This window comes from Staphylococcus sp. HMSC067F07, from assembly GCF_001837405.1.
Lineage (GTDB): Bacteria > Bacillota > Bacilli > Staphylococcales > Staphylococcaceae > Staphylococcus > Staphylococcus capitis.
In genome coordinates this window covers 47,058-73,774 of sequence record NZ_KV832234.1, presented here as the reverse complement: position 1 = coordinate 73,774, position 26,717 = coordinate 47,058, and the positions used below count along the sequence as shown (strand labels likewise).

The following is a 26,717-nucleotide window of genomic DNA, read 5'->3' as shown; positions in this document are numbered from 1 at the left end:
AAATTTTGAACAAGAGAGGTAAGTAATATGACACAACAAATAGGAGTAGTAGGTTTAGCTGTAATGGGTAAAAACCTTGCTTGGAACATTGAATCTCGAGGATATAGTGTTTCAGTATATAACCGCTCAAGACAAAAAACAGATGAAATGATTGAAGAATCACAAGGTAAACAAATTCACCCAACTTACTCTTTAGAAGAATTTGTTAATTCACTCGAAAAGCCCCGTAAAATTTTACTAATGGTCAAAGCTGGATCTGCTACTGATGCAACAATTGATGGCTTATTACCTTTACTAGATGATGATGATATATTAATCGACGGAGGCAACACAAACTATCAAGACACAATCCGTCGTAATAAAGCACTTGCTGAAAGTGGCGTTAATTTCATCGGAATGGGAGTGTCTGGTGGAGAAGTAGGTGCATTAACTGGACCTTCATTAATGCCAGGTGGCCAAGAAGACGCATATAATAAAGTAAGTGATATTCTTGATGCAATCGCTGCAAAAGCTAAAGATGGTGCATCATGTGTGACTTATATTGGGCCAAATGGCGTAGGACATTACGTCAAAATGGTTCATAATGGAATTGAATATGCTGACATGCAACTTATCGCAGAGAGCTACGCGATGATGAAAGACTTATTAGGAATGTCTCATGAAGAAATTTCTAATACCTTTAAAGAATGGAATGCTGGTGAATTAGAAAGTTATCTAATCGAAATCACTGGTGATATTTTCACAAAATTAGACGATGATAAGGAAGCACTAGTTGAAAAAATTCTTGATACTGCAGGGCAAAAAGGTACTGGTAAGTGGACTTCAATCAATGCACTTGAATTAGGTATACCGTTGACAATTATTACAGAATCAGTATTTGCGCGTTTTATTTCATCAATTAAACAAGAACGTGTTAATGCTTCTAAAACATTGAATGGTCCTAAAGCTTCTTTTGAAGGTAATAAAGAAGAATTCTTAGAAAAGATTCGCAAAGCATTATATATGAGTAAAATTTGTTCATATGCACAAGGTTTTGCTCAAATGCGTAAAGCAAGTGAAGATCATGAATGGAATTTAAAACTGGGCGAATTAGCTATGATATGGAGAGAGGGTTGTATCATTCGCGCTCAATTCTTACAAAAAATTAAAGACGCTTATGATAATAACTCAGAATTACAAAACTTATTACTAGATCCTTACTTCAAAAATATTGTAACTGAATATCAAGATGCACTACGTGATGTTGTTGCAACAGGTGTTCAAAATGGTGTTCCTACACCTGGTTTCTCAGCAAGTATTAACTACTACGATAGTTATCGTTCAGAAGACTTACCTGCAAATTTAATTCAAGCTCAACGTGACTACTTCGGTGCACATACTTATGAACGTAAAGATCGTGAAGGTGTATTCCACACACAATGGGTTGAAGAATAATTATCAATATTGAATAAATAAAGATACTAGCCTCACTCAAAACTTTAATTTTAAGGAGTGAGGCTCTATTTACAATATCTATGCAAGCGCTTGCATAAATGCACACAAAGAATTATAAAATTGTTAAACTACAAATGTATATTAAAAGAGAGTATCAATCCAACACACTTTATAGAGAGACAAACGACAATAACGAATGAGGAGTGAACCAAATGAACAGAAAATGGTGGAAAGAAGCAGTAGCTTACCAAGTGTATCCTAGGAGTTTCAATGATAGTAACAATGATGGTATCGGTGATTTGCCTGGTGTTATCGAAAAATTAGATTACCTTAAAGATTTAGGTATCGACGTGATTTGGTTAAGCCCGATGTATCAATCTCCTAATGATGATAATGGTTATGATATTAGTGACTATAGAGCTATCATGGACGAATTTGGCACCATGGAAGATTTTGATCGTTTACTTAAAGAAGTCCATCATAAAGGTATGAAATTAATCTTAGATTTAGTTGTAAATCATACATCAGATGAACATCCGTGGTTTATAGAGTCTAAATCAAGTAAGGATAACCCTAAAAGAGAGTGGTACATTTGGAAGGATCCTAAAGAGGATGGTTCTGAGCCTAACAATTGGGAGAGTATCTTCAATGGATCAGCTTGGGAATATGATGAATTAACAAACCAATACTATTTCCACTTATTTAGTAAAAAACAACCCGACTTGAATTGGGATAATTCAGAAGTACGCAATGCTGTATTTGAAATGATGAACTGGTGGTTTGATAAAGGTATTGATGGCTTTAGAGTTGATGCAATCACTCATATCAAAAAGACATTTGAAGCTGGAGATTTACCTTTGCCAGAGGGAAAATCATATGCGCCAGCCTTTGATGTTGATATGAATCAACCTGGTATCCAACCATGGCTTCAAGAAATGAAGGATAAATCACTAAGTCAATACGATATTATGACAGTAGGTGAAGCTAATGGTGTAAACCCTGATAACGCTAAAGAATGGGTTGGCGAAGAAGAAGGCAAATTTAATATGATTTTTCAATTCGAACACTTAGGTTTATGGAGTACAGGAGATTCAAAATTTGATGTAAAATCTTACAAAACTATTTTAAATCGTTGGCAAAAAAGCTTAGAAGATGTTGGTTGGAATGCATTATTTATCGAAAACCATGACCAACCACGTCGTGTATCAACATGGGGAGATGACAAACAGTATTGGTACGAATCTGCTACAAGTCATGCTGTAACATACTTTTTACAGCAAGGCACACCATTTATATATCAAGGTCAAGAAATAGGTATGACTAATTACCCATTTGATAGTATAGAAACGTTCAATGACGTTGCAGTAAAAAACGAATACAACATCGTTAAAGCTCAGGGTGGCGATGTTAATGCACTTTTAAATAAATATAAAATGGAGAATCGTGATAATTCAAGAACACCTATGCAATGGGATCAATCAACTAACGGAGGTTTTACCAATGGCACACCGTGGTTCCCGGTGAATCCTAACTATAAAACAATCAATGTTGAACAACAAATCCATGATCCTCAATCAATACTACAATTCTATAAAGATTTAATTCAATTAAAAAAATCTGATGAAGTATACACATATGGACAGTTTAATTTAGTGGATGAAGACAATCCTAATCTCTTTGCATACACTCGTAAACTGAATAACAAGAAGGTACTTGTAGTAGGAAACCTTACTGATCAAGTTTCAAAACTCAATGTCCCTTATCTCATTGAAAATGAACAGCAAGTCATGCTTCACAACTATAGTAGCCATGTTATAGACTTTGACAAAATACAGCCATATGAAGCGTTTGTCATTAAAGTCTAAACACCACGTGAGAAGACGAATAACAACAGTCTTCCACATAAAGAAAAGGTAAAGTGATGTATTATTCAAAGTTTACATCACTTTACCTTTTATCATTTTCAAATTTAATCTAGTTCATCAAAATCGTAAGCTTCTTGTTTAATAGGCAACCATAATTGTATTTTAGTGAATGGGTCGTCAAATGAAATATCGAATGGATAAACCTCAACATACAAACTATTTCGTTCATAAGGTAACGTGAGTTGTAAGCTCGATTCAATATAGTACCACGCTTCATTCGTAGCGTAATCAATTTCGCCTTGTAAATTAAATGTCGCATAGTGCCGTCCTGGTAAGAATCTACTTTCTAAGTGAGCTGGATAACGTTCGCTAGGAACACCAACGAAAAGTTCTAAACCTTGGTCAAGCGGACAACTAACGACAAATAATTCATATGGACTCACATCATTATATCGTCTAAGTTCTTTAATAAGGCCCTCAACCAATAAATCCTCTAAAAAATCAGGGACATTAAAAGGATTAGATAAGTCCTTAGTAGGGATGAACCTAGAGTATCCAACAAGTGAAATATCCTCTGTTTCTTGAAGCCTGTATGTATACGGAGCTCTTTCTGTCGTTGACAATTTTATATATAATCTTTCTTGAAATTTAAGTTCATCTTTTTTTGTTGAGGCTTGGATAGGTGAAATGCCATGAAAATCACTAAAGTCATTAGCAAATTCATTAGAATTAGCATATCTATACTTTTTAGCTACATCCATTAAACGACTTGCGCCGTGCATGACGTCTGTTGCTGCAATCGTCATTCTACGAGCGCGAGCATATTGTTCTGGCGATTGACCAACAATCATTTTGAATGATTGTTCCAAATGATATGGCGAAAGACCAACGTAATCACTGAGTTCTTGCAAATTAAAAGGCTCTAATAGACGATCTTCAATGTATACGATTGCCTGTTGTATTTGCTTGATAACGTCCAAAACTTTCACTCCAATTACTTTGAATCATAATCATTATTGTACATTATTTTGGCCTAAGATACATCTGAAAGCCTTAGTATTTTAAAATTAAAATCAAAAAAGTGAACAACAACGGACTTTAAAGTATAGCTTGCTAAGTATTCATTAGATAAGAACACCTTATGTGCAATACTATAAATAAGTTCGCCATCATTCACTTAAATTTAAATTACTTTCTAAACAATCATTAAAAATCTATTACGTTATCACAGTAAATTAATGAATATCGTCCCACCAGTGATTTCCATCACGACTTAATAATAAATCACTTTCAAGAGGGCCATTAGTACCCGCTTCATAGTTAGGGAAGCATGGTTCAACCATAGTCCACTCATCTTGAATAGCGTCTACAAATTTCCAAGTTGATTTCAATTCTTCCCAATGCGTAAAGTTAGTAGCATCACCTTTAAGACAATCAAATAACAAGTTCTCATATGCATCAACCGTATTCATTTTATCTTGTGCACTCATAGCATAAGATAATTGAACTGGTTCAGTATCGATGCCTTGAATATTTTTCTTAGCGTTTAAATGTAACGAAACGCCTTCATTAGGTTGAATATTAATGACTAGTAAATTGGAATCTAATAATTTATCTGTTTCATAATACAAGTTCATAGGAACCTCTTTAAATTCAACAACAACTTGAATCGATTTCGATTTCATGCGTTTACCAGTTCTAATGTAGAAAGGGACACCAGCCCATCTAAAGTTATCAATTGTTAATTTTCCTGATACAAATGTAGGTGTATTAGAATCCTCGGCCACACGATCTTCTTCACGATAAGACTTAACTTCTTTACCTTCTATAGTTCCTTTACCATATTGACCTCGTACGAAGTTCTTTCTAACTTCTTCAGGTTTAAATTGACGTAATGATTTAAGAACTTTAACTTTTTCAGCACGAATGTCTTCACTGTTCAAGCTAATAGGTGCTTCCATCGCTAATAAGGCAACCATTTGTAGCATGTGATTTTGCACCATATCTTTTAAAGCACCGCTTGATTCATAATAACCACCACGATCTTCAACTCCTAAAATTTCTGAAGACGTTACTTGAATATTAGAAATGTATTTGTTGTTCCATAGGGGTTCGAACATAGCATTCGCAAAGCGTAGTACTTCAATGTTTTGCACCATATCTTTACCTAAATAATGATCAATACGATAAATTTCTTCTTCTTTAAATGAACGTCTAATTTGGTTATTCAATGATTCTGCTGATTTTAAATCACTACCAAATGGTTTCTCAATCACTAATCGTTTAAAACCTTTTGTATTAGTAAGGCCAGATGACTTTAAGAAATCAGAGATAACTCCAAAGAATTGAGGTGCCATCGCTAAATAGAATAAACGATTACCTTGTAAACCTAATTCTTTATCCAATTGATTGCTAAATTGTAGTAAGGATTCATAACTTCTTTCATCACTTACATCCGTCTTATGATAGAAGACATGATTCATAAATTCATCAATTCTATTCGTGTCTTTAACATGTTTCTGAATTGATGATTTAACTTGATCACGAAACTCCTCATTTGAATAATCACGACGACCTATACCAATGATAGCAATATGCTCATCTAAATTATCTTGTTGGAACAAATGAAATATAGAAGGGAATAGCTTTCTGTGACTAAGGTCACCAGTGGCACCGAATATTGTTATTAAACAAGGGATGTGTTTACTTTTAGTACTCAAGATCAAAACCTCAATTCTTAAATAGATATATGATGAATATCAATTGACTCACCGATTTATATTAGTATCAATGCTTTCATTTTTAATAAATATATCATTATACTAGATTATTATATTATATGATAATCATTACTTATGGTCATCAAATATGCTTGAAATTAAGCACAATTTATTTTTTCCGAAAATGATTATTCCAATAGCACTAACACTATGAAGTACATTGTTTTAATGTTAACAAAATCATATCATGATTATATCCTATTTAACCATATATCTTTACCATACAAATACACATAAGTGATTAGCAAGTATAAGGATTAAACAATGTATTGATTATATTTTATTTCTTCATATAGAAAATATGATGACATATGATAGAATATATGAAAGAAGAGGAGGATCATGCATGGAAGTTACATTTTTCGGTACGAGTGCAGGGTTACCGACTAAAGAGAGAAACACACAATCCATCGCTTTAAATTTAGAACCATATTCAAATTCAGTATGGTTATTTGACGTTGGCGAGGGAACGCAACACCAAATCCTACATCATTCAATAAAGTTAGGAAAAGTTGATCACATCTTTATTACTCATATGCATGGCGATCATATATTTGGTCTTCCTGGATTACTTACAAGTCGCTCTTTCCAAGGCGGAGAAAATAAACCTTTAACTCTAATTGGTCCTAAAGGAATTCAAAATTATATTGAAACGTCTTTAAAGTTATCGGAATCACATCTTAATTACCCAATTACATATATCGAAATTAATCAACAATTTACATATCATCATGAGGGTTTTACGGTACAAGCAGAAGTGTTAAATCATGGTATTACATCTTATGGCTATCGTATAGAAGCACCAACCACACCAGGAACAATTAATGTTGAAGCTCTAAAAGCCATTGGGTTAGAACCTGGTCCAAAATATCAAGAAGTAAAAATACAAGATACATTTGAACATAATGGTTTGATGTACCAATCTGATGACTTTAAAGGAGAAGCGAAACCTGGCCCAATCATTGCTATATTTGGAGATACGAAACCTTGTGATAATGAATATGTATTAGCTAAAAACGCAGATGTCATGGTACACGAAGCTACTTATATAGAAGGGGAAAAGACACTTGCCAACAATTATCATCACAGCCACATAGATGATGTCTTTCAATTGATTAAGAACGCTAATGTTGGTAAAAGTCTTATTACTCATATTAGCAATCGATACAACTTAGAAGATGTAGAATCCATTTATAAAGAAATTAACAATCAATCTCAGATTCCACAATTTTATTTCGTTAAAGATTTCGAGACATATAAAATATAAAAAACGCTTTTTTCCTTACCCTATAAGACGGGAAGGGGAAAAGCGTTTTAGCTTATTTATTCAGATTCTTTATTTGATAATTCTACACTACGATTAACAGCAGAACTTAAACAGTCTTCAAACATTGATACAATATCGTATTGAGATAGGGCATCTAAGCCTGCTTGAGTAGTTCCACCTTTAGAAGTAATATTCTTCCTTAATTGTTCCATACTTAAATCAGAGCGTTCTATCATCTTGCTTGTCCCGATAATTAAATTACGAATAGATTCTTCTACTTGATCTCTTTCTAATCCTAGTTCAGTACCTGCCTTAACATACTGCTCAAATACATGATATAAAAATGCAGGACCACTACCTGTAATCGCAGTCACTTGATGTAAATGATCTTCAGAAACCTCTATAACCGATCCAAATGCGTTAATTAATTCATTAACTTCATCTTTAGATTTAGGTCCGAAATTATTTGAAAAGCTAATTCCAGTTACAGAATGTCCCACTTGCGCATTAGTATTTGGCATAATACGTGCTAATGGGTTATTCGTATCTAATTGCTGTCTAATATAATCAATCGATAGGCCAGCCATAATAGAAATAAAGCGATTATCATCGGTAATATCATCTTTAATTCTTTCTGCTAATGCTTCAAAATCATGTGGCTTCGTTCCAAGAAAAACGTAGTCAGCATTTTTCAATAATTCTTTATCGTCATAACTATAATTAACTCCCAATCTTTCCGCGAAATCTTTCAGAGCTTGTTCATTTGATTTATTTGTTAAATAAATGTCATTGGGATCTAAATTATTAGAATTAATAATTCCTGTAAAAATAGCTTGTGCCATATTACCTGCACCATAGAATACAAGTTTCATTTTAACCACATCACCTTCATCTCTTTTGATTAATCATTTATATTGGCTTAAGATTATAAATACATAGTAACACATATCTATAAGAAGTAATATAACTCGTATAAACGCATGATATTGCTTCATTTTCCTTATAAAATGCATTGTTAGTACAAAAAGGATGTTAAATATGATAGGACAACATTATATCGTGACAGGAGGAACGAGTGGTCTTGGATTATCCCTCGTTCACCAACTTCTTAAAAGAGGCGCTCATGTCACTGTTTTAGCTAGAAATATTTCTAAATTTAATCAAATTGATTTCAGAAGTCATTCTAAAAATATAAATGTCATTCAATGTAACTTACAACAACGAGAAGATATTTACCAACTCTCAGAAAAAATAAAAGCGCCAGTCAATGGTTTCATATACAGTTCAGGTTTAGGTTATTTTAAATCCATTAATAACCATACTTTAGACGAAGTCATTGAAACATATGACGTTAATCTCGTAAGTTTTAATTTAATGTACCAAATTCTACGACCAAAGTTAGTAAAACATGCACATATTATCGGCATTTCAAGTCAAGCGGCCTTTGTTACGCAAGCTAACGCGGCACACTATGGAGCTTCTAAAGCTGCATTGACTGCCGTTCTTAACGCATTGAGATTAGAAGAACCCGAACTTCATATTATGGCAGTACATCCTGGACCTATCGATACACCATTTCATAAAAAGGCAGACCCGTCACTTGCTTTTTTTAATAAATATAAATTTATAATGATTGATGCTGAGCAACTTGCCGAGCGCATCATTTTAGGAATTTTAAAGAATAAAAAAGAAATCAATCAACCTGGTTGGATGCATAATATTTTAAAATTATATCACCTTGCACCGAGAACACTGGAAAATTGTTTACCGAATTTATTTAAAAACAAAGAATAGTAATTAATTATGAAGCAGGCTTGCTATAAGTCTTTTTAAAAGGGAGTGCTATAAATGATATGTAGCATCGATGGTATTATTAATAAAGCAATCGCTAATTCTAAACGACTACCAATTAATAAGATTTTTACTTTAGAATATTTAGTTGGTACTGAATTTTATAACACGCTCAGTGATGCTGAAATTGAATATATTGAGGCAAAATTTTATCAACTTGTAATTCAACATCAGATTCTTGGAATAGAAGTGAATGCAAAGACGACTCAAAAGCCCCATGTTTACATCAAACAATTTTAATGATCGAAACTTATTTTGAGATGGGTGGCTTTTATTAAGAACATGTTTATTGGTTTCAAGAAATCTATAATGAGACTACTCATACTACTTTCGCTTCAGAGTAAACAAAAATAAGCTTTAAGACCATTTCAAGTAAGTTGAAATCATCTTAAAGCTTTTATATTTTAAACTCTCTTTTACATTATTTTAGATGTTGAGTATATTCTAAATTTTTCACACGTTCACGCGCAGATTTAATTTGATCTAAACTTACATCCTTATAATAGTTACGTACATTTTCTTCTAATTGTTCTACACTACTTGCGCCGACGATGATTGAACCAAGAGCATCATGAGAAGTTAAATATTTAAATGAAAGGGCACTTAAATTACTTTCAATTTCTTTAACTGATGCAATGGTTTCACCTAACTCATCACGTGTATATTCAAAAATACCATCTTCAAACTTTTTATCTAATGCATCGACACTATTAGAGGTTAATAATCCCTTAAACACTGGTCCACGCGCTAACACTTTAACTTGTTGCTCATGAATAGTATCTAAAAGACTTTCAGGTCTATTATCTATTAAATTAAATTGAGACATTAAAGTTTCGATTTGACTATGTTTTAAATAGTAATCAATAACGTTTGTACGGATGGATGAAATACCATAAGCTCTAATAATACCTTCTTGTTTTAATTCATCAAAAGCACCGATAGTTTCATCTAGTGGATCATCAATTGTTCCACCATGCAATTGATATAAATCTAAATGGTCTAGTCCTAAACGTTTTAAAGATCCTTTCACACCTTCTTTAATGTGTTTCTTAGAGGGATCCCATGTTACGTTTCCATCGTCAGTTAGTCGATTGCCGACTTTCGTACCGATTACGATGTCATCACGATTTTGATATTTCTTTAAAGCTTTTCCTACAATTTCCTCATTAATTCCTTGATCATACATATCTGCAGTATCAAAATATGTAATACCCTGTTCGATTGCACTTTCAATGATAGGTTGCGCTTTATTAAAATCTGTACCTAAACTCATGCAACCCAAACCAAGTTCAGAAATTTCGATGCCACTTTTTAAAATATTTTTTTGCATGTCCATTCTCCTTTCGATACACTTTAACTGACGCATTCAGTTTATCAATTTATAAATATAAATAAAAGGGACGTGTTTACATATGAGATTAAACGAAAAAACGATTGACCGCACAGTCATTTACAATGGAAAAATTATTGACCTAGAACTACATGATGTTGAATTACCCGACGGCAGTACATCTAAACGTGAATTAGTTTATCATAATGGTGCCGTAGCAGTGTGTGCAGTAACACCTGAAGACGAAGTCCTATTAGTTAAACAATTTAGAAAGCCAGCTGAAAAACCTTTGCTTGAAATACCAGCAGGCAAACTTGAAAAAGGTGAAGAGCGTGAAGAAGCTGCGAAACGTGAATTACAAGAGGAGACAGGATATATTGCTTCAAATCTAGAATTTGTAACAGATATGTATGGATCTCCAGGTTTTTCAAGTGAGAAATTATCAATTTATTTTACAGATCAGTTGTCTGAAGGTGAAATGAATTTAGATGATGACGAATTTGTAGAACTACATAAGGTATCTATTGAGAATGTAAAATCTATGTTAGAAAACAAGGAACTCGAGGATGCTAAAACAATTATCGCTCTACAGCACTTATTATTAAATTATAATCATTCTAAATAACTAGCGTAAACTCTTGCTTTTTATTGAGAATATTGATATTTTATTTAGTGAATCATAGATTAAATTAAAATGATTATAATTCTTAGTAGAGGAGTGAGGCTTCCGTGGAAGAACGTCTCAATCGCGTGAAGCAACAATTACAACAATCATCTTATAAATTAACTCCACAACGAGAGGCTACAGTTAGAGTTTTAATAGAGAATGAAAAAGATCATCTTAGTGCTGAAGATGTGTATTTAAAAGTGAAAGATAAAGCGCCTGAAATTGGTTTAGCTACGGTATACAGAACCTTAGAGTTGTTAGCTGAACTCAAAGTCGTTGATAAAATAAACTTTGGTGACGGAGTAGCTCGTTTCGATTTACGTAAAGAAGGGGCTAAACATTTCCATCATCATCTTGTATGCATGGAATGTGGTAAGGTAGATGAAATTGATGAAGATTTACTACCTGAAGTTGAAAATCGTGTTGAAAATGAATTTAACTTTAAAATACTTGACCATCGTTTAACTTTCCATGGCGTTTGTTCTGATTGCCAAGCGAAAGGTAAAGGCTAATTAGGGGTTTATTTTCACAAATATACTTAAAAATTCTAACGCAATCTAATAAGTTTAAAGAAGCCACCGCTTCAATAGAGGTGCTTATATGAATACAATCATTGAAGAATATTTGAATTTTATTCAAATCGAGAAGGGTTTGAGTAGTAATACCATTGGCGCTTATCGTAGGGATCTAAAAAAATATGAAGAATATCTTGAAGAAAGAAAAATTTCCCATATTGATTTCGTGGATCGTCAAGTGATTCAGGAGTGCCTAGGTCATTTAATAGATTTGGGTCAATCCTCAAAATCACTTGCACGTTTTATATCTACAATTAGAAGCTTTCATCAGTTCGCATTAAGAGAAAGATATGCAGCGAAAGATCCGACAGTGTTAATTGAAACGCCAAAATACGAAAAGAAACTACCTGACGTATTAGAGGTTCAGGAAGTTTTGGATTTATTAGAAACACCAGATTTGAGTAAGAATAATGGTTATCGTGATCGGACGATGTTAGAGCTTTTATATGCTACAGGTATGCGCGTTTCTGAAATTATTCAATTAGAAGTCGAAGATGTCAATTTAATGATGGGGTTTGTCAGAGTTTTTGGTAAAGGGAATAAAGAACGTATTGTTCCTTTAGGTGATGCTGTTATTGAGTATTTAACTACATACATTGAAACAGTTCGCCCTCAATTATTAAAACAAACTGTCACACATGTATTATTTCTTAATATGCATGGCAAACCTTTATCACGACAAGGTATATGGAAGATGATTAAACAGAATGGTATTAAAGCGAACATTAACAAGACATTAACACCTCACACGTTAAGACATTCCTTTGCTACACATCTTCTTGAAAATGGCGCTGATTTAAGGGCTGTCCAGGAAATGTTAGGCCATTCTGATATATCTACGACACAGTTATATACACATGTATCAAAATCTCAAATTCGAAAAATGTATAATCAATTTCATCCTAGAGCTTAATTGTAATTTAAAAGACCAATAAACGTAGTGATTTAATGTAGCTATCATACGTTTATTGGTCTTTTAATGTATTATAAGGCCGTTGAGTATGTGAACGACGTAATTGTCTTGCTTCTTCACGGGCTTGTATAACTTCTGTTCGATCACGTTTTATATGATGATGAACAATGTAAGGCTCTGATATTACAAATTGAGTAAAACTATAATCTTGATATACACGTGTAATAACTTTCTCAAATGATGTGTGTATAGGTAGTTTGACAGGTACAAATACATGATGATCTCTAATAGAATTTATTTGATGTAAAATCATGCTCTGATACTCATCAATATTTAAATGTAATTGAGTTTTATCTTTTGCTTGTTTAATAACAGACAGTGACTTTTCATATGATTTTAAAGCACCTTTAATATTATCCCGGCGATAATGATAACAAGCTGTGGCAAATAGTATTAAACTCACTACCGCGTCATTTTTAGAGAAAGAGGGATTTAATTTCCAAGCTTCTTCTAAAATATCATGACATAAAAAATAATGTTGATGCTTATGAAATTGATAATAGAAATGAATTAACGCGTCATCCATGGCAATCCACCCAAAATTTAAAAGTTATATATATTCATGCTATAATATTTGTGTGAAATATGCACTAAAGATGCAACACGAGATTGAGGTAGATAGGATGTATGAAGTAAAACTAGATGCGTTTAACGGACCATTAGACTTGTTATTGCATTTAATACAGAAATTTGAAATAGATATTTATGATATTCCCATGAAAGCTTTAACTGAGCAATATATGCAATATGTTCATGCGATGAATCAACTTGAAATTAATATTGCTAGTGAATATTTAGTCATGGCTTCTGAACTTTTAATGATTAAAAGTAAATTATTGCTACCTCAAACGAGTGTAGAAGATGACATTGAAGAAGATCCCCGTGAAGATTTAGTAGGGCGTTTAATCGAATATCAAAACTATAAAGAATATACTGAAATACTTAATGATATGAAAGATCAACGAGAACTTTATTATACGAAGTATCCTACTGATTTATCACATTTGGAAACTGATGAATCATGGGATCCAAATCAGACTATAGATTTAACAGAACTCATCGTAGCTTATCAAAGAGTTAAAAATAGAGTAGAACTCAATACTCCTAAATCTGTAGAAATTAAAAAAGAGACATTTACAATTCAACAAGCAACCGAACAAGTTACAAATCGTCTAAAAGAGAATGAATCATTTAATTTCTTTAGTTTATTTACTTTCCACGAACCAGTAGAACAAGTAGTAACACATTTTCTAGCTATATTAGAAATGTCTAAATCTGGTATCGTCAATATTAATCAAAACAATCAATTTGAGGACATCGATATCATTAGAGGAGTGAATTACAACATTGGATAACCAAGGAATATTAGAGGCTTTATTATATACTTCTGGTGATGAAGGATTAGAGCAGAAGCAATTATTGGAAATTTTGGAGTTGAATGAAAATGAACTCGACCAGTTAATCGATACCTATCAATCTCCTGGTTTGGTTATCCAAAAATTTGGTACAACATATGTTTTAACAACGAAAAAAGACGCATCGTCTTATATTGAACAGCTCATCGAACAAAAATCTAAAATGAAGTTATCTCAGGCAGCTATGGAGACACTTTCAATTATCGCTTATAATCAACCACTCACTCGTAGCGATATAGAAATGATAAGAGGGATTAATTCCGATGGCGCTGTTAAAACACTTATAGCTAGAGGTTTAGTAGAAGCTAAAGATGTCGATCATTCTAGAAGTCATCATTTAATAACCACTGATTTATTTTTAAATGTATTTGGTATAGAAAGTCTTGAGTCATTACCAACGACTGAAGAGGATGATGCTGAAATGGATGAATTCTTTAGTAATTTAGTTAATCAAAAAGGAGATTCAAATGAGTAAAGAATTAGAGAGACTACAAAAAAGAATCGCGAATAGTGGTTATACATCACGACGCAAAGCTGAAACACTCATAACCGAAGGAAAAGTCAAAGTAAATGGACAAGTTGTGACTGAATTAGGAACAAAAGTGTCTCACTCAGACACAGTTGAAGTAGAGGGCATTAAAATAGAACAAGAAGATAAAATGTATATCTTATTTTATAAACCTACTCAAGTTATTACGAGTGTATCTGATGATCGGGGTCGTAAAGTTGTGACAGATTATTTTGAAGATATTGAAACTCGTATATATCCAGTTGGACGTTTAGATTATGATACATCAGGTGTTTTATTGTTAACAAACGACGGAGAATTCACTAACTTAATGACTCATCCACGTTATCACATTAAAAAGAAATATGTTGCTAAATTAAAAGGCTATTTAATGAGAGAACAAGTTAAAGAATTAGAACAAGGCATTGAATTAGAAGATGGTTTTACTCAACCGGCTCAAGTAAAAATAAAAAGACAAGATAAAGAGAAAAACACTACATTAGTCGAAATTACTATAAGTGAAGGTAGAAATCGTCAAGTGCGCCGTATGTTTGAATATTTTGGTCATGAAGTGAATAAATTAACACGTATTCAATTTGGTCCTTTAGACTTGAAAGGTTTAAATGCCGGAGAAGGTCGTGTGTTGACCCCTCACGAGGTGAAAACGTTAAGACATTTAGCCGAAAATGGTAAATAAACACAAAAAATATGTTTTTACCAATAAGATTGAGATTTTTTTCACATAGTTTTAACTATCAGTCACTTAATATGTTCAACCTGTGCTATAATAACAAATGAATTTGAACAGCATGTGTAGGAGGTAAAAAGTAATATGGCTAACGAAATTTTAATCGTCGATGATGAAGACAGAATCAGAAGATTGCTTAAATTATACTTAGAAAGAGAATCTTTTGAAATCCATGAAGCTAGTGATGGTAAGGAAGCTTATCAGCTTGCGATGGATAATAACTATGCGTGCATTCTTTTAGATTTAATGCTACCAGAAATGGATGGTATAGAAGTCGCATCTAAACTAAGAGAACACAAAGATACACCTATTATTATGCTTACGGCAAAAGGAGAAGAAACTAACCGAGTTGAAGGATTTGAATCCGGTGCCGATGACTATATTGTTAAGCCTTTTTCACCTAGAGAAGTTGTATTAAGAGTTAAAGCTTTATTAAGACGTACTCAATCTGCAAACTCAGAACAAAGCGAACCACATGCACGTGATATTATTGAATTCAATCATTTAGTGATTGATAATGATGCACATAGAGTACTTGCAGATAACGAGCAAGTGAATTTAACACCTAAAGAATATGAATTACTCATATATCTAGCTAAGACACCTAATAAGGTGTTCGATCGTGAACAATTACTTAAAGAAGTATGGCATTATGAATTTTATGGCGACTTGCGAACAGTAGATACACATGTAAAACGTTTAAGAGAGAAATTAAATCGTGTATCTAACGATGCAGCTCAAATGATTCAAACTGTTTGGGGTGTAGGCTATAAGTTCGAGGTCAAAGCCAGTGATGAACCGACTAAATAGCGTAGTTATAAAACTGTGGTTAACTATTATTTTAATAGTAGCGACAGTTTTAATTTTATTAAGTGTATCCTTAATTACCTTTATTCAATATTATTTTACGCAAGAAACTGAAAATTCTATTAAAGAAGATGCCAAAAGAATAAGTTCACTCGTTGAGAAATCTCACAATAAATCACTTGCTATTCAAAACAGTCAAAAACTTGTAGATGGCCCTGGTGGTTTAATCATTATGAATAATTTTAATGATAAACCACACGTATCATATAATAACACGAAAACTCAAATGCTCAATGAAATTAAAAAGAGCCCTAAATTTAAAAGAGTCTTCAATAACGGCGAATTTGAAACTCAAAACGTCACAATTAAAAATAACGGTAATACACAATCATATATACTATTAGGTTATCCAATGAAACCACAAGAAGATGCTAGTAGTAAGCATAGTGGCGTGTTTATTTATAAAGACTTAAAATCTATTGAAGATACAAATAATGCTATAACTATTATCATTTTGATTACTGCAATTATATTTATAGCAGCTAGTACAGTATTTGCATTCTTCTTATCGAACAGAATTACGAAACCCTTGAGACAATTAAAGACACAAGCACAAAAAGTTTCTGAAGGTGATTATAGTCAAATATCTTCCGTATCTACTAAAGATGAAATTGGCGACTTATCAAGAGCTTTCAATAATATGAATTACGAGATTCAAGAACATATTGACGCTTTATCATCATCTAAAAGTATTCGTGACAGTTTATTAAACTCCATGGTCGAAGGTGTATTAGGTATAAACGATCAAAGAGTCGTTATCTTTTCTAATAAAATGGCTGATGATATCATCCATTTTATTGATGATTTTTCAAAAGAATCAATCGAACAACAAATCGAAAAAACATTTGAATCCAAAAGAACTGAATTTCTCGAAATCGAAATTAGTACGCGTTATTACGTCTTTATCACAAGTTATATCAATCGTATTCAGCCGAATGGCAGAAGTGGTATTGTAGTGATTATTCGTGATATGACAAATGAACATAATTTAGATCAAATGAAAAAAGACTTTATCGCTAATGTATCCCATGAATTACGCACACCCATTTCCTTATTACAAGGTTATACAGAATCAATTGTTGATGGTATAGTCACTGAACCAGATGAAATTCGTGATTCACTTGGTGTTGTATTAGATGAATCTAAACGATTAAATCGTCTAGTTAATGAATTATTAAATGTTGCACGAATGGATGCTGAAGGTCTATCGGTTGAGAAAGAAGTACAACCAATAAAAAATCTTTTAGATAAAATGAAAGCTAAATACCGTATGCAAGCAGACGATTTAGGATTAACGATGGAATTTAACTCTGGCAATGATCATCTTCTATGGGATTATGACATGGATCGAATGGATCAAGTTTTAACTAATCTCATTGATAATGCATCAAGATATACACAACCAGGTGACACAATTGCAGTAACTGCAAGTAAAGATGAGCAATATAATATTTTATATATTAGCGATACAGGTACAGGTATTGCTCCAGAACATTTACAACAAGTGTTTGACCGCTTCTATAAAGTGGATGCCTCACGTAAACGTGGTAAGCAGGGAACTGGTTTAGGTCTCTTTATTTGTAAGATGATTATTGAAGAGCATGGTGGACAAATTGATGTAAAAAGTGAGCTCGGTAAAGGTACCACATTTATAATTAAGCTCCCTCAACCTAAAAATAATGAAGCAGAGTAAACAAAATTTTAAAATACAAATTCGATGTGCATCTCATTAAGTTGGAGATATACTCTAACTTTTGGGGTGCATTTTTGTGTTTCTAATATGTTCTAACTTCACATCAATGATAAAGTTTCATCTTTGGTTTATAGAAAATTAGGTCAATTGAATGATTTGATGAAAGGAAGCACTTTTATATTGATCGAATATCTTTTTGATAATAAATAACTAAGTACTTTATACTAACGATTTTATTTTTTAATAAGAAAGCAGAGTCATTGAGTTTATCACCTTTATCGTGTAATATAAAAATTAAATAAAAACATTATCAATATTCATCTTCGGGGTCGGGTGCAATTCCCAACCGGCAGTAAATTTAAGCCTGCGACGAAATAATTCGATAACACACGTAGTTGTCATATTATTTCTTGATTCAGTGAGATTCTGAAGCCGACAGTATAGTCTGGATGGGAGAAGATGGAGGTTTTTTGTTGTGCAAATTTCCTCCTTTTCTAAGCAAGATGAATGGAAGGAGAAAATTAAATATGCAACAAAATAAACGTCTTATAACTATAAGTATGTTAAGTGCGGTTGCGTTTGTATTAACATTTATAAAGTTTCCGCTACCATTCTTACCACCATACTTAACGTTAGATTTTAGTGATGTGCCAACGTTACTTGCTACTTTTTTATTAGGTCCCATTGCAGGTATTATTGTCGCATTCATTAAAAATATCTTAAACTTTTTATTTAACATGGGAGACCCTGTTGGGCCTTTAGCAAACTTTTTAGCCGGGGCAAGTTTCTTATTATCAGCTTATTATGTATATAAAAACAAACGCTCAACACGCACTTTAATTTATGGTCTAATAGTTGGTACGATTGTTATGACTATTGTACTTAGTATCTTAAATTACTTTGTATTACTTCCATTATATGGAATGATATTTAATTTAGGAGATGTCGTTAAAAATCTTAAAATTGTAATTGTTTCCGGTGTAATACCGTTTAATATTATCAAAGGTATCATCATTTCAATTATCTTTGTTTTACTATATAAAAGACTAAAAAATATTTTTAAATAAATAAATGCTCTTGATAATAAGTTATCTCAAAACTTCTTAGTATCAAGAGCATTTTTGATATCATTCTTTAATAAAAATGAGGCAAGTAGTAATCAAAAATAAAAACTCGAATTCCTAATAATTATAATTAAGAATTCGAGTCAATTTATTATTCAAATTTAAGCGCGTCACCATCAAATGGTTCGTCTTCAATTTTAATTGAATCAGTAGGACAACCTTCTAGTGCATCTTCCATATCTTCGTATAACTCTTCAGGCACTTCTGCAGTACCTTGGTTATCATCAAGGATTACGAAAGCAATACCTTCGTCGTCGTAATCATAAATATCTGGAGCTGCTGCACCACATGCACCGCATGCTATACAAGTATCCATATCAACGATTGTATATTTAGCCATTTTCATTCGCCTCCTTTGATAAAAATGCTACACTAGTATTACTAATACAATTGTAGACATCGACATTTTTCATTTCAATATATTCGTTTTATAGAGTGAGGGTTTAATTTGTACGATATATTATCTTATGCTATTGATCATGCATTTAACTACAAAACAAATAAAAGTATTTATAATATTTTAATAGGCAAGAAGTCTCATCAAACTTTTTTTGACGCTTCGAGCCAACAACTTTTGTCATTATATCATAGTTTACCCAATTTAAAATATCCTACTTTTGAGCGATTTATACTACAAAAGGATGATTTTAATCATGAATTAGATATCAAAACGCATCCTCGATATACATATGATAGTTTAACCCGAACATTTAGTTGTATACAACTACTTATCCAAACATTATCGAATACTCGCAAAGATACATTTAAATTTATTCCAGTAGTTCAAAATACTTACGTACAACAGAAAGTGAAACAGCTATATAATCATATCAAACTCTCTCAATTGGAAGCGTCATTTATATCAGAAATATATTCACTATTCGACGCAATAGAACGTCGCAATAATAAGAATGTGCTACATTACTATATACAAGGGTATGAGGAACCTATGTATACTCGTCAGCAAATTAGTTTGATAGAGGATATAAAGCAATCTGAACTATTTGAATTAGAGATGAATCAACTGATAGATTTATTAGATGAGATTGAAGACGAATCTAATTATCCTATACTATCTCAAACAATTATCTTACCTCAGTTGTTAAATCAAACTTTTCTAAGTTATCAAAAATTACTACACGGTATGAATATGAACGAAATAGCAGAACATCAAAACGTTAAAATAAATACTATTGAAGATCATGTATTGGAAATATTTATTAAAGGTTATCAGAATGATTACAACACTTATGTCAATCAAAAACAAATTGATCAATTTATTCAATATTATGATCATCACATAGGCCTAAGATTAAGAGAATACAAACAAGCATTTGAAGACTTAACTTATTTTCAAATAAAATTAATCATCGTAGGTATTGAGCGAGGTGACTTACGTGTTAGAAGATAAACTTAAAGAATGGTTTGGATTTGAGACTTTTAAACGTGGCCAAAAGGAGATTATTGAAAGCATATTAGCAGGTAAGCACACCTTAGGTATTTTACCTACAGGAAGCGGGAAAAGTTTATGTTACCAACTTCCTACATATTTAATTGAGAAACCAACGTTAGTCATATCACCGTTAATTTCTTTAATGGATGATCAAGTGATGCAAATGAAACTTAATGGTGAATCTCACGTCTCATATATACATTCAGGTATGGATGAAATCGAAAAGAGAAACCATATTAATCAAATTTCACAAAGTCGATTCATTTATTTAAGTCCCGAATTTCTATTACAGCCACAGAATTTCAAGTTAATATCACATTTAGACTTTGGTTTAATAGTTTTAGATGAAGCTCATTGTCTATCAGAATGGGGTTATGACTTTAGACCACATTATGCCCTTATTGGACAAATCACTTCTCACTTCAAAAATGCGCGTATACTAGCGTTAACTGCGACAGCTCCACCACATTTAGAAGAAGATTTATCACATATTCTTAGTATTGATTTAAATGTCATTAAAACGAGTATGAATAGAGATAACATTTCTTTACAACATAAGAATTTTAATGATGATGATGAGAAAATAAAGTGGCTCATACCTTTTTTAAGCTATTCAGGACCCACGATTATTTATATTTCCTCTAAGAAAAGATGTCTAGAATTAGCTAAATTAATTTATGAGGCGGGATTCTTAACGGGCATTTATCATGGTGATTTGAGTTATCAAGAACGTCAAACTGTTCAACAACAATTTTTAAATAATGATATACCTATTATCGTAGCCACAAGTGCTTTTGGGATGGGAATAAATAAAAAAGATATCCGAACTGTCATTCACTTTCATTTATCTTCAAGTCCTTCCAATTATTTACAAGAAATTGGTCGCGCAGGAAGAGATGGTAAACCGAGTCAAGCCATTAGTTTGTATCAACCCGATGATAGTTTCATTTTAGAAACCTTATTGTTTGCAGATATGATGACTGAAGAGGATATCTCTATGTTTGAATTAGGTGAATTTTTACCACCCGTTAAAAAAGATATTCTAGATACGTTATATCGTCAGTTTACAATTAATGACCTTAAATCAATATTTAAAAAATCATTTCAACGTAAACGTTTAGGATATATGCGCATACTAGGTTATAAAAATTTAGATCAATGTCGCCGTAATTATTTACTCGAGTTTTTTGGTGAACATCCGGATAAACCTGTAAGATGTTGCGACAATGATACTGAATTGGAAGAAATAAAAACTTTTAATCGCAAAAAAGTAAAAAGGAAAATGAATTATAAAGAAAAATTGCAAAACTTATTTGAAGATTAACTTCAGATAATTATATCTAGTTAAAATGATTATGAAGCATCATTTATTTCTGACTAAATTGGCAATCTTCATTCTCAGGCTAGCTATCGCTTTACTTAAAGAATTTTATCAAGCTATAATTAAAACGTAAGACTTATTTAAATGTATTAAATATTTTTAAATTTCATACATATTCACACTTATTCGTGGGTATATTAAATGTAACGTTATTAAATTCACTTAAACAAAGAAAGGATGATGTTTGTGTCTAATAATAGTTTCAAAGATGATTTTGAAAAAAATCGTCAATCTATTGATCCAGAAGAACACAACAATCGTGTAAACGATGAACAGCAAGATGAATCAAAAGAAAATATCGAGGATAAATCAAATCAACAATTTCCTCCTAGAAACGCACAACGTCGTAAGAGACGTCGTGATGTTGCTACTAATCATAATAAACAACAAGATGACCGTAACGACAACTCGAATGAAAATAATTCACTAGATGATCGCTATGATGAAGCATCATTACATAATGGTGAAAACGATAATTACGACACAGCATCTCGCACAGACCACGGTCAACACGATCATGATGAAAATTTAAACCGTTCAAGTAATAACGTGCGTGAAGACCAAGGTGCACAAGATGATAGATTAGGTAGCGGAAAAGATGCAACTATAGCTGGTGGAGCTGCAGGTGCTGGAGCTACTGGTAACGCTGCTCAACATTCTAATAAAAAAACAGGTGCTCGTCCTGGACCTAAAGTTAATGAAGGTCATAATAATGATCTAACTGATGACAATCATCGTCGTCAACAAGACCACGAAGAGCGAGACTTTGATGAAGATAGAGAACGTCATGATAAGAAATCTGGTAAAGGTAAAAAAGCTGCTGCTGTTGGAACTGGCGCTGCAGGTGCCGCTGGAGCTGCTGGATTAGCAAAACATGAACATGACAAACATAAAGATAATCGCAATCAACATGACCATGGGCGTAGAGACGATAGAAACAACAATAGAGACGACCGCAATTATGACCGTAGAAATGATAACCGTGACAATAAGAAAAAAGGTGGAATAATGAAGATATTATTACCACTGATTGCTGCAGTGCTTATACTTGGTGCAATTGCTATCTTTGGTGGAATGGCATTAAACAATCATAATAATAGTAAAAACGATGATAATAAAGTTTCTGACCAAAGTAAGAAAGATTCTGATAAAAAGGCAAATGATAAAGATAAAGCTTCTTCAGACAAAGACAAAGATAAAAATAAAGATGGCAATAAAGACAGCGACAAAGATAAAGCTTCTTCAAATAATAGCGCTTCAAATTCAGATGAAAATGGTAATAGTGCTAACGGTGGTGCTGCTGGTTCAGATCAAAATGCAAATAGCACAGATAATTCATCTAACCAAAACGGTACTGCTAACAACCAAAACCAAGGTACACAAAATAATCAACAAAATAATGGTAACTCTACACAAGGTAACAATAACAATCAACAAAATACCCAAGGTCAACAATCTCATACTGTAAACGGTAAAGAAAACCTATATCGTATCGCAATCCAGTATTACGGTGAGGGTACTCAGCAAAATGTTGATAAAATCAAACGTGCTAATGGTTTAAGTAGTAATGACATTCATAACGGTCAAACGTTAGTTATTCCTCAATAGAAACCATAAAGCACACTATAAAAAACGTTCTCTCGGCAATTGCCAAGAGAACGTTTTTTAATTTAACTTCATTCTTTTATATTTATATTCACATGAATATACTCAAATTTTTTTAATTTTATTCTTTTCATGCTTAGCTAAAATCATTAATAACTGATATAATAATTTGGTGATTAAAGGAGGGCAAATCATGCAAAGAGTTGAAAGCATTATAATTGGTGGTGGCCCATGCGGTTTAAGCGCTGCTATAGAGCAGAAGAAAAAAGGGATTGAAACTTTAGTAATAGAAAAAGGGAATGTTGTAGAATCAATTTACAATTATCCAACTCATCAAACTTTCTTTTCATCAAGTGATAAGTTGAGTATCGGAGATATTCCATTTATTGTCGAAGAAAGTAAACCGAGACGAAATCAAGCGCTCGTCTATTACAGAGAAGTTGTTAAACATCATCAATTAAACATACATCCATTTGAAGAAGTTTTAACAGTTAAAAAAATTGATAATAAGTTTACCATTACAACAACTAAAGATGTTTATGAATGCAAATTTTTAACTGTCGCGACAGGTTATTACGGCCAACATAATAAATTAGAGGTTGAGGGCGCTGAATTACCTAAAGTATTTCATTACTTTAAAGAAGCACACCCATACTTCAATCAAAATGTGGTAATTATTGGTGGTAAAAATTCTGCAGTAGACGCAGCTTTAGAGTTAGAAAAAGCTGGAGCAAATGTAACAGTCATTTATCGTGGTGAAAGATATCCAAAAGCGATTAAACCATGGATATTACCAAATTTTGAATCACTCGTTAACCATGAAAAAATAACTATGGAATTTAACGCTAATGTAACACAAATTACTGAAGATACAGTCACTTATGAAAAGGATGGACGTACAATTGAGATTCCAAATGATTACGTGTTCGCAATGATTGGTTACCATCCTGATTACAATTTCCTAGAATCTATTGGTATAGAAATCAATACTAATGAATATGGTACAGCACCTGTTTACAATCGTGAAACGTATGAAACAAACGTTGAAAATTGCTATATCGCAGGAGTCATTGCCGCAGGTAATGATGCTAATACTATCTTCATTGAAAATGGTAAATACCACGGTGGCATTATTACACAAAGTATACTTAGTAAAAAACAAACACCACTTGAGTCATAATAAAATAAACGAGTTGTATACCTTGACTTAGAGGCATACAACTCGTTTTTTATAAATTATTCTTCAAAATAATTTTTTAATTTTTGATGATTCATGTTTTGACTTAGACCAACTAATAATTTAAGTCTTGCTTTAGGTCCATTTAATCCATTTGAAAATATAACACCCTTTTCAAACAAATCAGCACCGCCACCTTCATAAGCATAGACAGGACTTACAATACCGTTAAACGATCTTGAAACAAGAACGATAGGGATGTAGTTATCAAGGATTTGCTTAAGTCCATGTAAACATGTAGTGGGTAAGTTACCTTGCCCGAGAGCTTCTACGACTATACCGTCGACACCTTGGTTCGCATAAAACTCTAAAAGGTCACTACCCATTCCCATATAAGACTTAATAAGAGGCACATACAATTGATGGTTTATCATCTTAAAAGAAGATTGACGATAGGGATGATGATGAAATTGTACTCTATCTTTTGTTAAAACCCCAAGAGGTCCATGGTTAGGGCTTTGAAATGTATTGATATTAGAAGTGTGGGTTTTGGTTACATTTCGAGCTGTATGTATTTCATCATTAAAGACCACCATTACGCCTTTTCCTGAGGCATCATTAGAAGAAGCAACTCTTATTGCAGAAATGAAATTATATAAACCGTCAGAACCAATTTCATTAGAGGATCTCATGGCTCCAGTAATAACAACAGGTTCTTCAATTTTAAGTAATAAGTCGAGTAGAAATGCTGTTTCTTCCAAAGTATCAGTTCCATGAGTAATAACATAACCATCATATTCACTTATTTCAACGCATTGAATAATTTTATGTTGAAGTTGAGTAACTTTTTCTATAGTCATGTGGGGAGAAGGAACATTAAATAAATGTGTCTCTTCCACTCGAGCGTATTGACCAATAATATCTTGATGTTTTGATATAGGATTATCATCATTGGTTACAACTTTATTTGAAGCATCTTGTGACATACTAATAGTGCCACCAGTATGTATAACAAGGAGTTTTTTCATTGTCTTTCCTCCTATTAATCTTTTACTTTTTTATGATAAAATAATATTTACAAAACAACAAGGAAGGTTAATGAATAATGAGTTCAATCAATATTGCATTAGACGGTCCAGCAGCTGCAGGAAAAAGCACCATTGCTAAGCAAGTTGCTAGCCGTTTAACTATGATATATGTTGATACAGGAGCAATGTATCGTGCCATAACATATAAATACTTACAAAATGGCAAACCAAGTAATTTTGACGAGTTAATTCAAAGTACTGAGTTAGAATTAACTTATGATAAAGAAAAAGGACAAAGAATTATTTTAGATGGGAAAGATGTGACTGATTATTTGAGAGAAAATGACGTCACTAATCATGTTTCTTACGTTGCTTCAAAAGAACCTGTTCGTTCATTTGCAGTACAAATTCAAAAAGATCTAGCAGCCAAAAAAGGGATTGTTATGGATGGAAGAGATATAGGTACGGTTGTATTGCCTAATGCTGAACTTAAAGTTTACATGATTGCTTCCGTTGAAGAGAGAGCAGAACGTCGTCAAAAGGAAAATGAATTACGTGGTATTGAATCTAATCTAGAGCAATTAAAACAAGAAATTGAAGATCGTGATAACTACGACATGAATAGAGAGATTTCACCATTAAAGAAAGCTGACGATGCAATCACATTAGATACAACTGGAAAGTCTATTGAAGTAGTAACTAACGAAATTTTATCTATGGTAGATCATCTTAAATAAGTATAATTTATTAAAGACTATAATTGATGTACCACTTGGTATATGATTATAGTCTTTTTATTAAGCATATCAGTTTAACTAAGTATTAATGTTCTATATAATTAACTTGGAAAATAAGATTTGCATCCGTGAATAGTTACAAACTATATTTTTTCAAATTTATAATTTAACATATCTTAATAAGTAGATATCATTGAAATAATATTAAGGAATTGATGGATGCATTTAAAAGATTTAAA

General features: G+C 32.5%; 26 protein-coding genes and 1 riboswitch. Of the genes, 19 read left to right on the top strand and 7 right to left on the bottom strand.

The window, feature by feature from the left end; genetic code table 11:
- Window positions 1–27: 27 nt before the first annotated feature.
- Window positions 28–1,434, top strand: a complete 1,407-nt coding sequence (gndA, locus tag HMPREF2706_RS03605) for an NADP-dependent phosphogluconate dehydrogenase (RefSeq protein ID WP_049427616.1) — start codon at window positions 28–30, stop codon at window positions 1,432–1,434.
- Between the two features lie 212 nt (window positions 1,435–1,646).
- Window positions 1,647–3,299 carry a glycoside hydrolase family 13 protein gene (locus HMPREF2706_RS03600; protein WP_049427617.1) on the top strand — a complete coding sequence of 551 codons (1,653 nt, stop codon included), beginning with the start codon at window positions 1,647–1,649 and terminating at the stop codon, window positions 3,297–3,299.
- 104 nt (window positions 3,300–3,403) lie between these two features.
- Here HMPREF2706_RS03600 and HMPREF2706_RS03595 read toward each other — a convergent pair whose 3' ends face one another.
- Window positions 3,404–4,279, bottom strand: coding sequence for an AraC family transcriptional regulator (locus tag HMPREF2706_RS03595; RefSeq protein ID WP_002433855.1), 876 nt, complete (start codon window positions 4,277–4,279; stop codon window positions 3,404–3,406).
- A gap of 255 nt (window positions 4,280–4,534) precedes the next feature.
- On the bottom strand, window positions 4,535–6,019 hold the full coding sequence (gene zwf / locus HMPREF2706_RS03590) for a glucose-6-phosphate dehydrogenase (protein ID WP_002433925.1): 1,485 nt from the start codon (window positions 6,017–6,019) through the stop codon (window positions 4,535–4,537).
- Between the two features lie 406 nt (window positions 6,020–6,425).
- On the opposite strand from zwf, the gene rnz reads away from it, so the two are divergent.
- Window positions 6,426–7,346 (top strand): ribonuclease Z, encoded by a 921-nt coding sequence (rnz, locus tag HMPREF2706_RS03585; protein ID WP_047796309.1) that lies wholly within the window; start codon window positions 6,426–6,428, stop codon window positions 7,344–7,346.
- Between the two features lie 56 nt (window positions 7,347–7,402).
- Here the strand turns inward: rnz and proC are convergent, their stop codons facing one another.
- Window positions 7,403–8,218, bottom strand: coding sequence for a pyrroline-5-carboxylate reductase (gene proC / locus HMPREF2706_RS03580; RefSeq protein WP_002433940.1), 816 nt, complete (start codon window positions 8,216–8,218; stop codon window positions 7,403–7,405).
- 166 nt (window positions 8,219–8,384) lie between these two features.
- Between proC and HMPREF2706_RS03575 the strand changes: the two genes are divergently transcribed.
- Both HMPREF2706_RS03575 and HMPREF2706_RS03570 read left to right on the top strand, forming a co-directional pair.
- Window positions 8,385–9,140 (top strand): SDR family NAD(P)-dependent oxidoreductase, encoded by a 756-nt coding sequence (locus tag HMPREF2706_RS03575; RefSeq protein WP_049427632.1) that lies wholly within the window; start codon window positions 8,385–8,387, stop codon window positions 9,138–9,140.
- A 54-nt stretch (window positions 9,141–9,194) separates the two neighbouring features.
- Window positions 9,195–9,437 carry a hypothetical protein gene (locus tag HMPREF2706_RS03570; protein WP_049427635.1) on the top strand — a complete coding sequence of 81 codons (243 nt, stop codon included), beginning with the start codon at window positions 9,195–9,197 and terminating at the stop codon, window positions 9,435–9,437.
- 181 nt (window positions 9,438–9,618) lie between these two features.
- On the opposite strand, the gene HMPREF2706_RS03565 is transcribed toward HMPREF2706_RS03570, so the two are convergent.
- Window positions 9,619–10,527 (bottom strand): aldo/keto reductase, encoded by a 909-nt coding sequence (locus tag HMPREF2706_RS03565; RefSeq protein ID WP_070862195.1) that lies wholly within the window; start codon window positions 10,525–10,527, stop codon window positions 9,619–9,621.
- Window positions 10,528–10,609: 82 nt separating this feature from the next.
- Here HMPREF2706_RS03565 and HMPREF2706_RS03560 point away from each other — a divergent pair, with 82 nt between their 5' ends.
- The 3 genes from HMPREF2706_RS03560 to xerD all read left to right on the top strand — a co-directional run bounded on the left by HMPREF2706_RS03560 (window position 10,610) and on the right by xerD (window position 12,682).
- Window positions 10,610–11,152, top strand: a complete 543-nt coding sequence (locus HMPREF2706_RS03560) for an NUDIX domain-containing protein (protein ID WP_002433666.1) — start codon at window positions 10,610–10,612, stop codon at window positions 11,150–11,152.
- A 104-nt stretch (window positions 11,153–11,256) separates the two neighbouring features.
- Entirely contained in the window at window positions 11,257–11,706 is a 450-nt protein-coding gene (locus HMPREF2706_RS03555) for a ferric iron uptake transcriptional regulator (protein ID WP_002433885.1), read from the top strand.
- An 88-nt stretch (window positions 11,707–11,794) separates the two neighbouring features.
- The gene (gene xerD, locus HMPREF2706_RS03550; protein WP_002433630.1) at window positions 11,795–12,682 is read left to right on the top strand and encodes a site-specific tyrosine recombinase XerD; all 888 of its coding nucleotides are present in this window, start codon (window positions 11,795–11,797) and stop codon (window positions 12,680–12,682) included.
- 52 nt (window positions 12,683–12,734) lie between these two features.
- On the opposite strand, the gene HMPREF2706_RS03545 is transcribed toward xerD, so the two are convergent.
- Window positions 12,735–13,268 (bottom strand): DUF309 domain-containing protein, encoded by a 534-nt coding sequence (locus tag HMPREF2706_RS03545; protein WP_049427638.1) that lies wholly within the window; start codon window positions 13,266–13,268, stop codon window positions 12,735–12,737.
- Window positions 13,269–13,365: 97 nt separating this feature from the next.
- Here HMPREF2706_RS03545 and HMPREF2706_RS03540 point away from each other — a divergent pair, with 97 nt between their 5' ends.
- The 6 genes from HMPREF2706_RS03540 to HMPREF2706_RS03515 all read left to right on the top strand — a co-directional run bounded on the left by HMPREF2706_RS03540 (window position 13,366) and on the right by HMPREF2706_RS03515 (window position 19,040).
- Window positions 13,366–14,097 (top strand): segregation and condensation protein A, encoded by a 732-nt coding sequence (locus HMPREF2706_RS03540; RefSeq protein ID WP_070862194.1) that lies wholly within the window; start codon window positions 13,366–13,368, stop codon window positions 14,095–14,097.
- A complete protein-coding gene (scpB, locus tag HMPREF2706_RS03535; protein ID WP_049427641.1) occupies window positions 14,090–14,632 on the top strand; it encodes an SMC-Scp complex subunit ScpB in 543 nt (180 codons plus the stop codon). The genes HMPREF2706_RS03540 and scpB overlap by 8 nt, the downstream gene beginning before the upstream one ends.
- Window positions 14,625–15,362 (top strand): pseudouridine synthase, encoded by a 738-nt coding sequence (locus tag HMPREF2706_RS03530; protein WP_002433632.1) that lies wholly within the window; start codon window positions 14,625–14,627, stop codon window positions 15,360–15,362. The genes scpB and HMPREF2706_RS03530 overlap by 8 nt, the downstream gene beginning before the upstream one ends.
- A 135-nt stretch (window positions 15,363–15,497) precedes the next feature.
- On the top strand, window positions 15,498–16,223 hold the full coding sequence (locus tag HMPREF2706_RS03525; protein WP_002433904.1) for a response regulator transcription factor: 726 nt from the start codon (window positions 15,498–15,500) through the stop codon (window positions 16,221–16,223).
- Entirely contained in the window at window positions 16,207–17,973 is a 1,767-nt protein-coding gene (locus tag HMPREF2706_RS03520) for an ATP-binding protein (protein ID WP_049427644.1), read from the top strand. The genes HMPREF2706_RS03525 and HMPREF2706_RS03520 overlap by 17 nt, the downstream gene beginning before the upstream one ends.
- A 315-nt stretch (window positions 17,974–18,288) precedes the next feature.
- A riboswitch (FMN riboswitch) is annotated at window positions 18,289–18,438 on the top strand.
- Window positions 18,439–18,500: 62 nt separating this feature from the next.
- Window positions 18,501–19,040, top strand: coding sequence for an ECF transporter S component (locus tag HMPREF2706_RS03515; protein ID WP_049427645.1), 540 nt, complete (start codon window positions 18,501–18,503; stop codon window positions 19,038–19,040).
- Between the two features lie 148 nt (window positions 19,041–19,188).
- Here the strand turns inward: HMPREF2706_RS03515 and HMPREF2706_RS03510 are convergent, their stop codons facing one another.
- The gene (locus HMPREF2706_RS03510; RefSeq protein ID WP_002433578.1) at window positions 19,189–19,437 is read right to left on the bottom strand and encodes a ferredoxin; all 249 of its coding nucleotides are present in this window, start codon (window positions 19,435–19,437) and stop codon (window positions 19,189–19,191) included.
- A 108-nt stretch (window positions 19,438–19,545) separates the two neighbouring features.
- Between HMPREF2706_RS03510 and HMPREF2706_RS03505 the strand changes: the two genes are divergently transcribed.
- From HMPREF2706_RS03505 to ypdA, 4 genes are all read left to right on the top strand, one after another.
- On the top strand, window positions 19,546–20,508 hold the full coding sequence (locus tag HMPREF2706_RS03505; protein ID WP_049427649.1) for a YpbB family protein: 963 nt from the start codon (window positions 19,546–19,548) through the stop codon (window positions 20,506–20,508).
- Window positions 20,495–21,874: a RecQ family ATP-dependent DNA helicase gene (locus HMPREF2706_RS03500; RefSeq protein ID WP_023350235.1), complete on the top strand. Its 1,380-nt coding sequence runs from the start codon at window positions 20,495–20,497 to the stop codon at window positions 21,872–21,874. The genes HMPREF2706_RS03505 and HMPREF2706_RS03500 overlap by 14 nt, the downstream gene beginning before the upstream one ends.
- Window positions 21,875–22,117: 243 nt before the next feature.
- Window positions 22,118–23,539: an elastin-binding protein EbpS gene (ebpS, locus tag HMPREF2706_RS03495; RefSeq protein WP_049427650.1), complete on the top strand. Its 1,422-nt coding sequence runs from the start codon at window positions 22,118–22,120 to the stop codon at window positions 23,537–23,539.
- A 190-nt stretch (window positions 23,540–23,729) separates the two neighbouring features.
- The gene (gene ypdA / locus HMPREF2706_RS03490) at window positions 23,730–24,716 is read left to right on the top strand and encodes a bacillithiol disulfide reductase YpdA (RefSeq protein ID WP_023350237.1); all 987 of its coding nucleotides are present in this window, start codon (window positions 23,730–23,732) and stop codon (window positions 24,714–24,716) included.
- A gap of 56 nt (window positions 24,717–24,772) precedes the next feature.
- Here ypdA and HMPREF2706_RS03485 read toward each other — a convergent pair whose 3' ends face one another.
- A complete protein-coding gene (locus HMPREF2706_RS03485) occupies window positions 24,773–25,741 on the bottom strand; it encodes an asparaginase (RefSeq protein WP_049427652.1) in 969 nt (322 codons plus the stop codon).
- Between the two features lie 77 nt (window positions 25,742–25,818).
- Between HMPREF2706_RS03485 and cmk the strand changes: the two genes are divergently transcribed.
- The gene (gene cmk, locus HMPREF2706_RS03480; RefSeq protein ID WP_002433890.1) at window positions 25,819–26,478 is read left to right on the top strand and encodes a (d)CMP kinase; all 660 of its coding nucleotides are present in this window, start codon (window positions 25,819–25,821) and stop codon (window positions 26,476–26,478) included.
- Window positions 26,479–26,717: the final 239 nt, after the last annotated feature.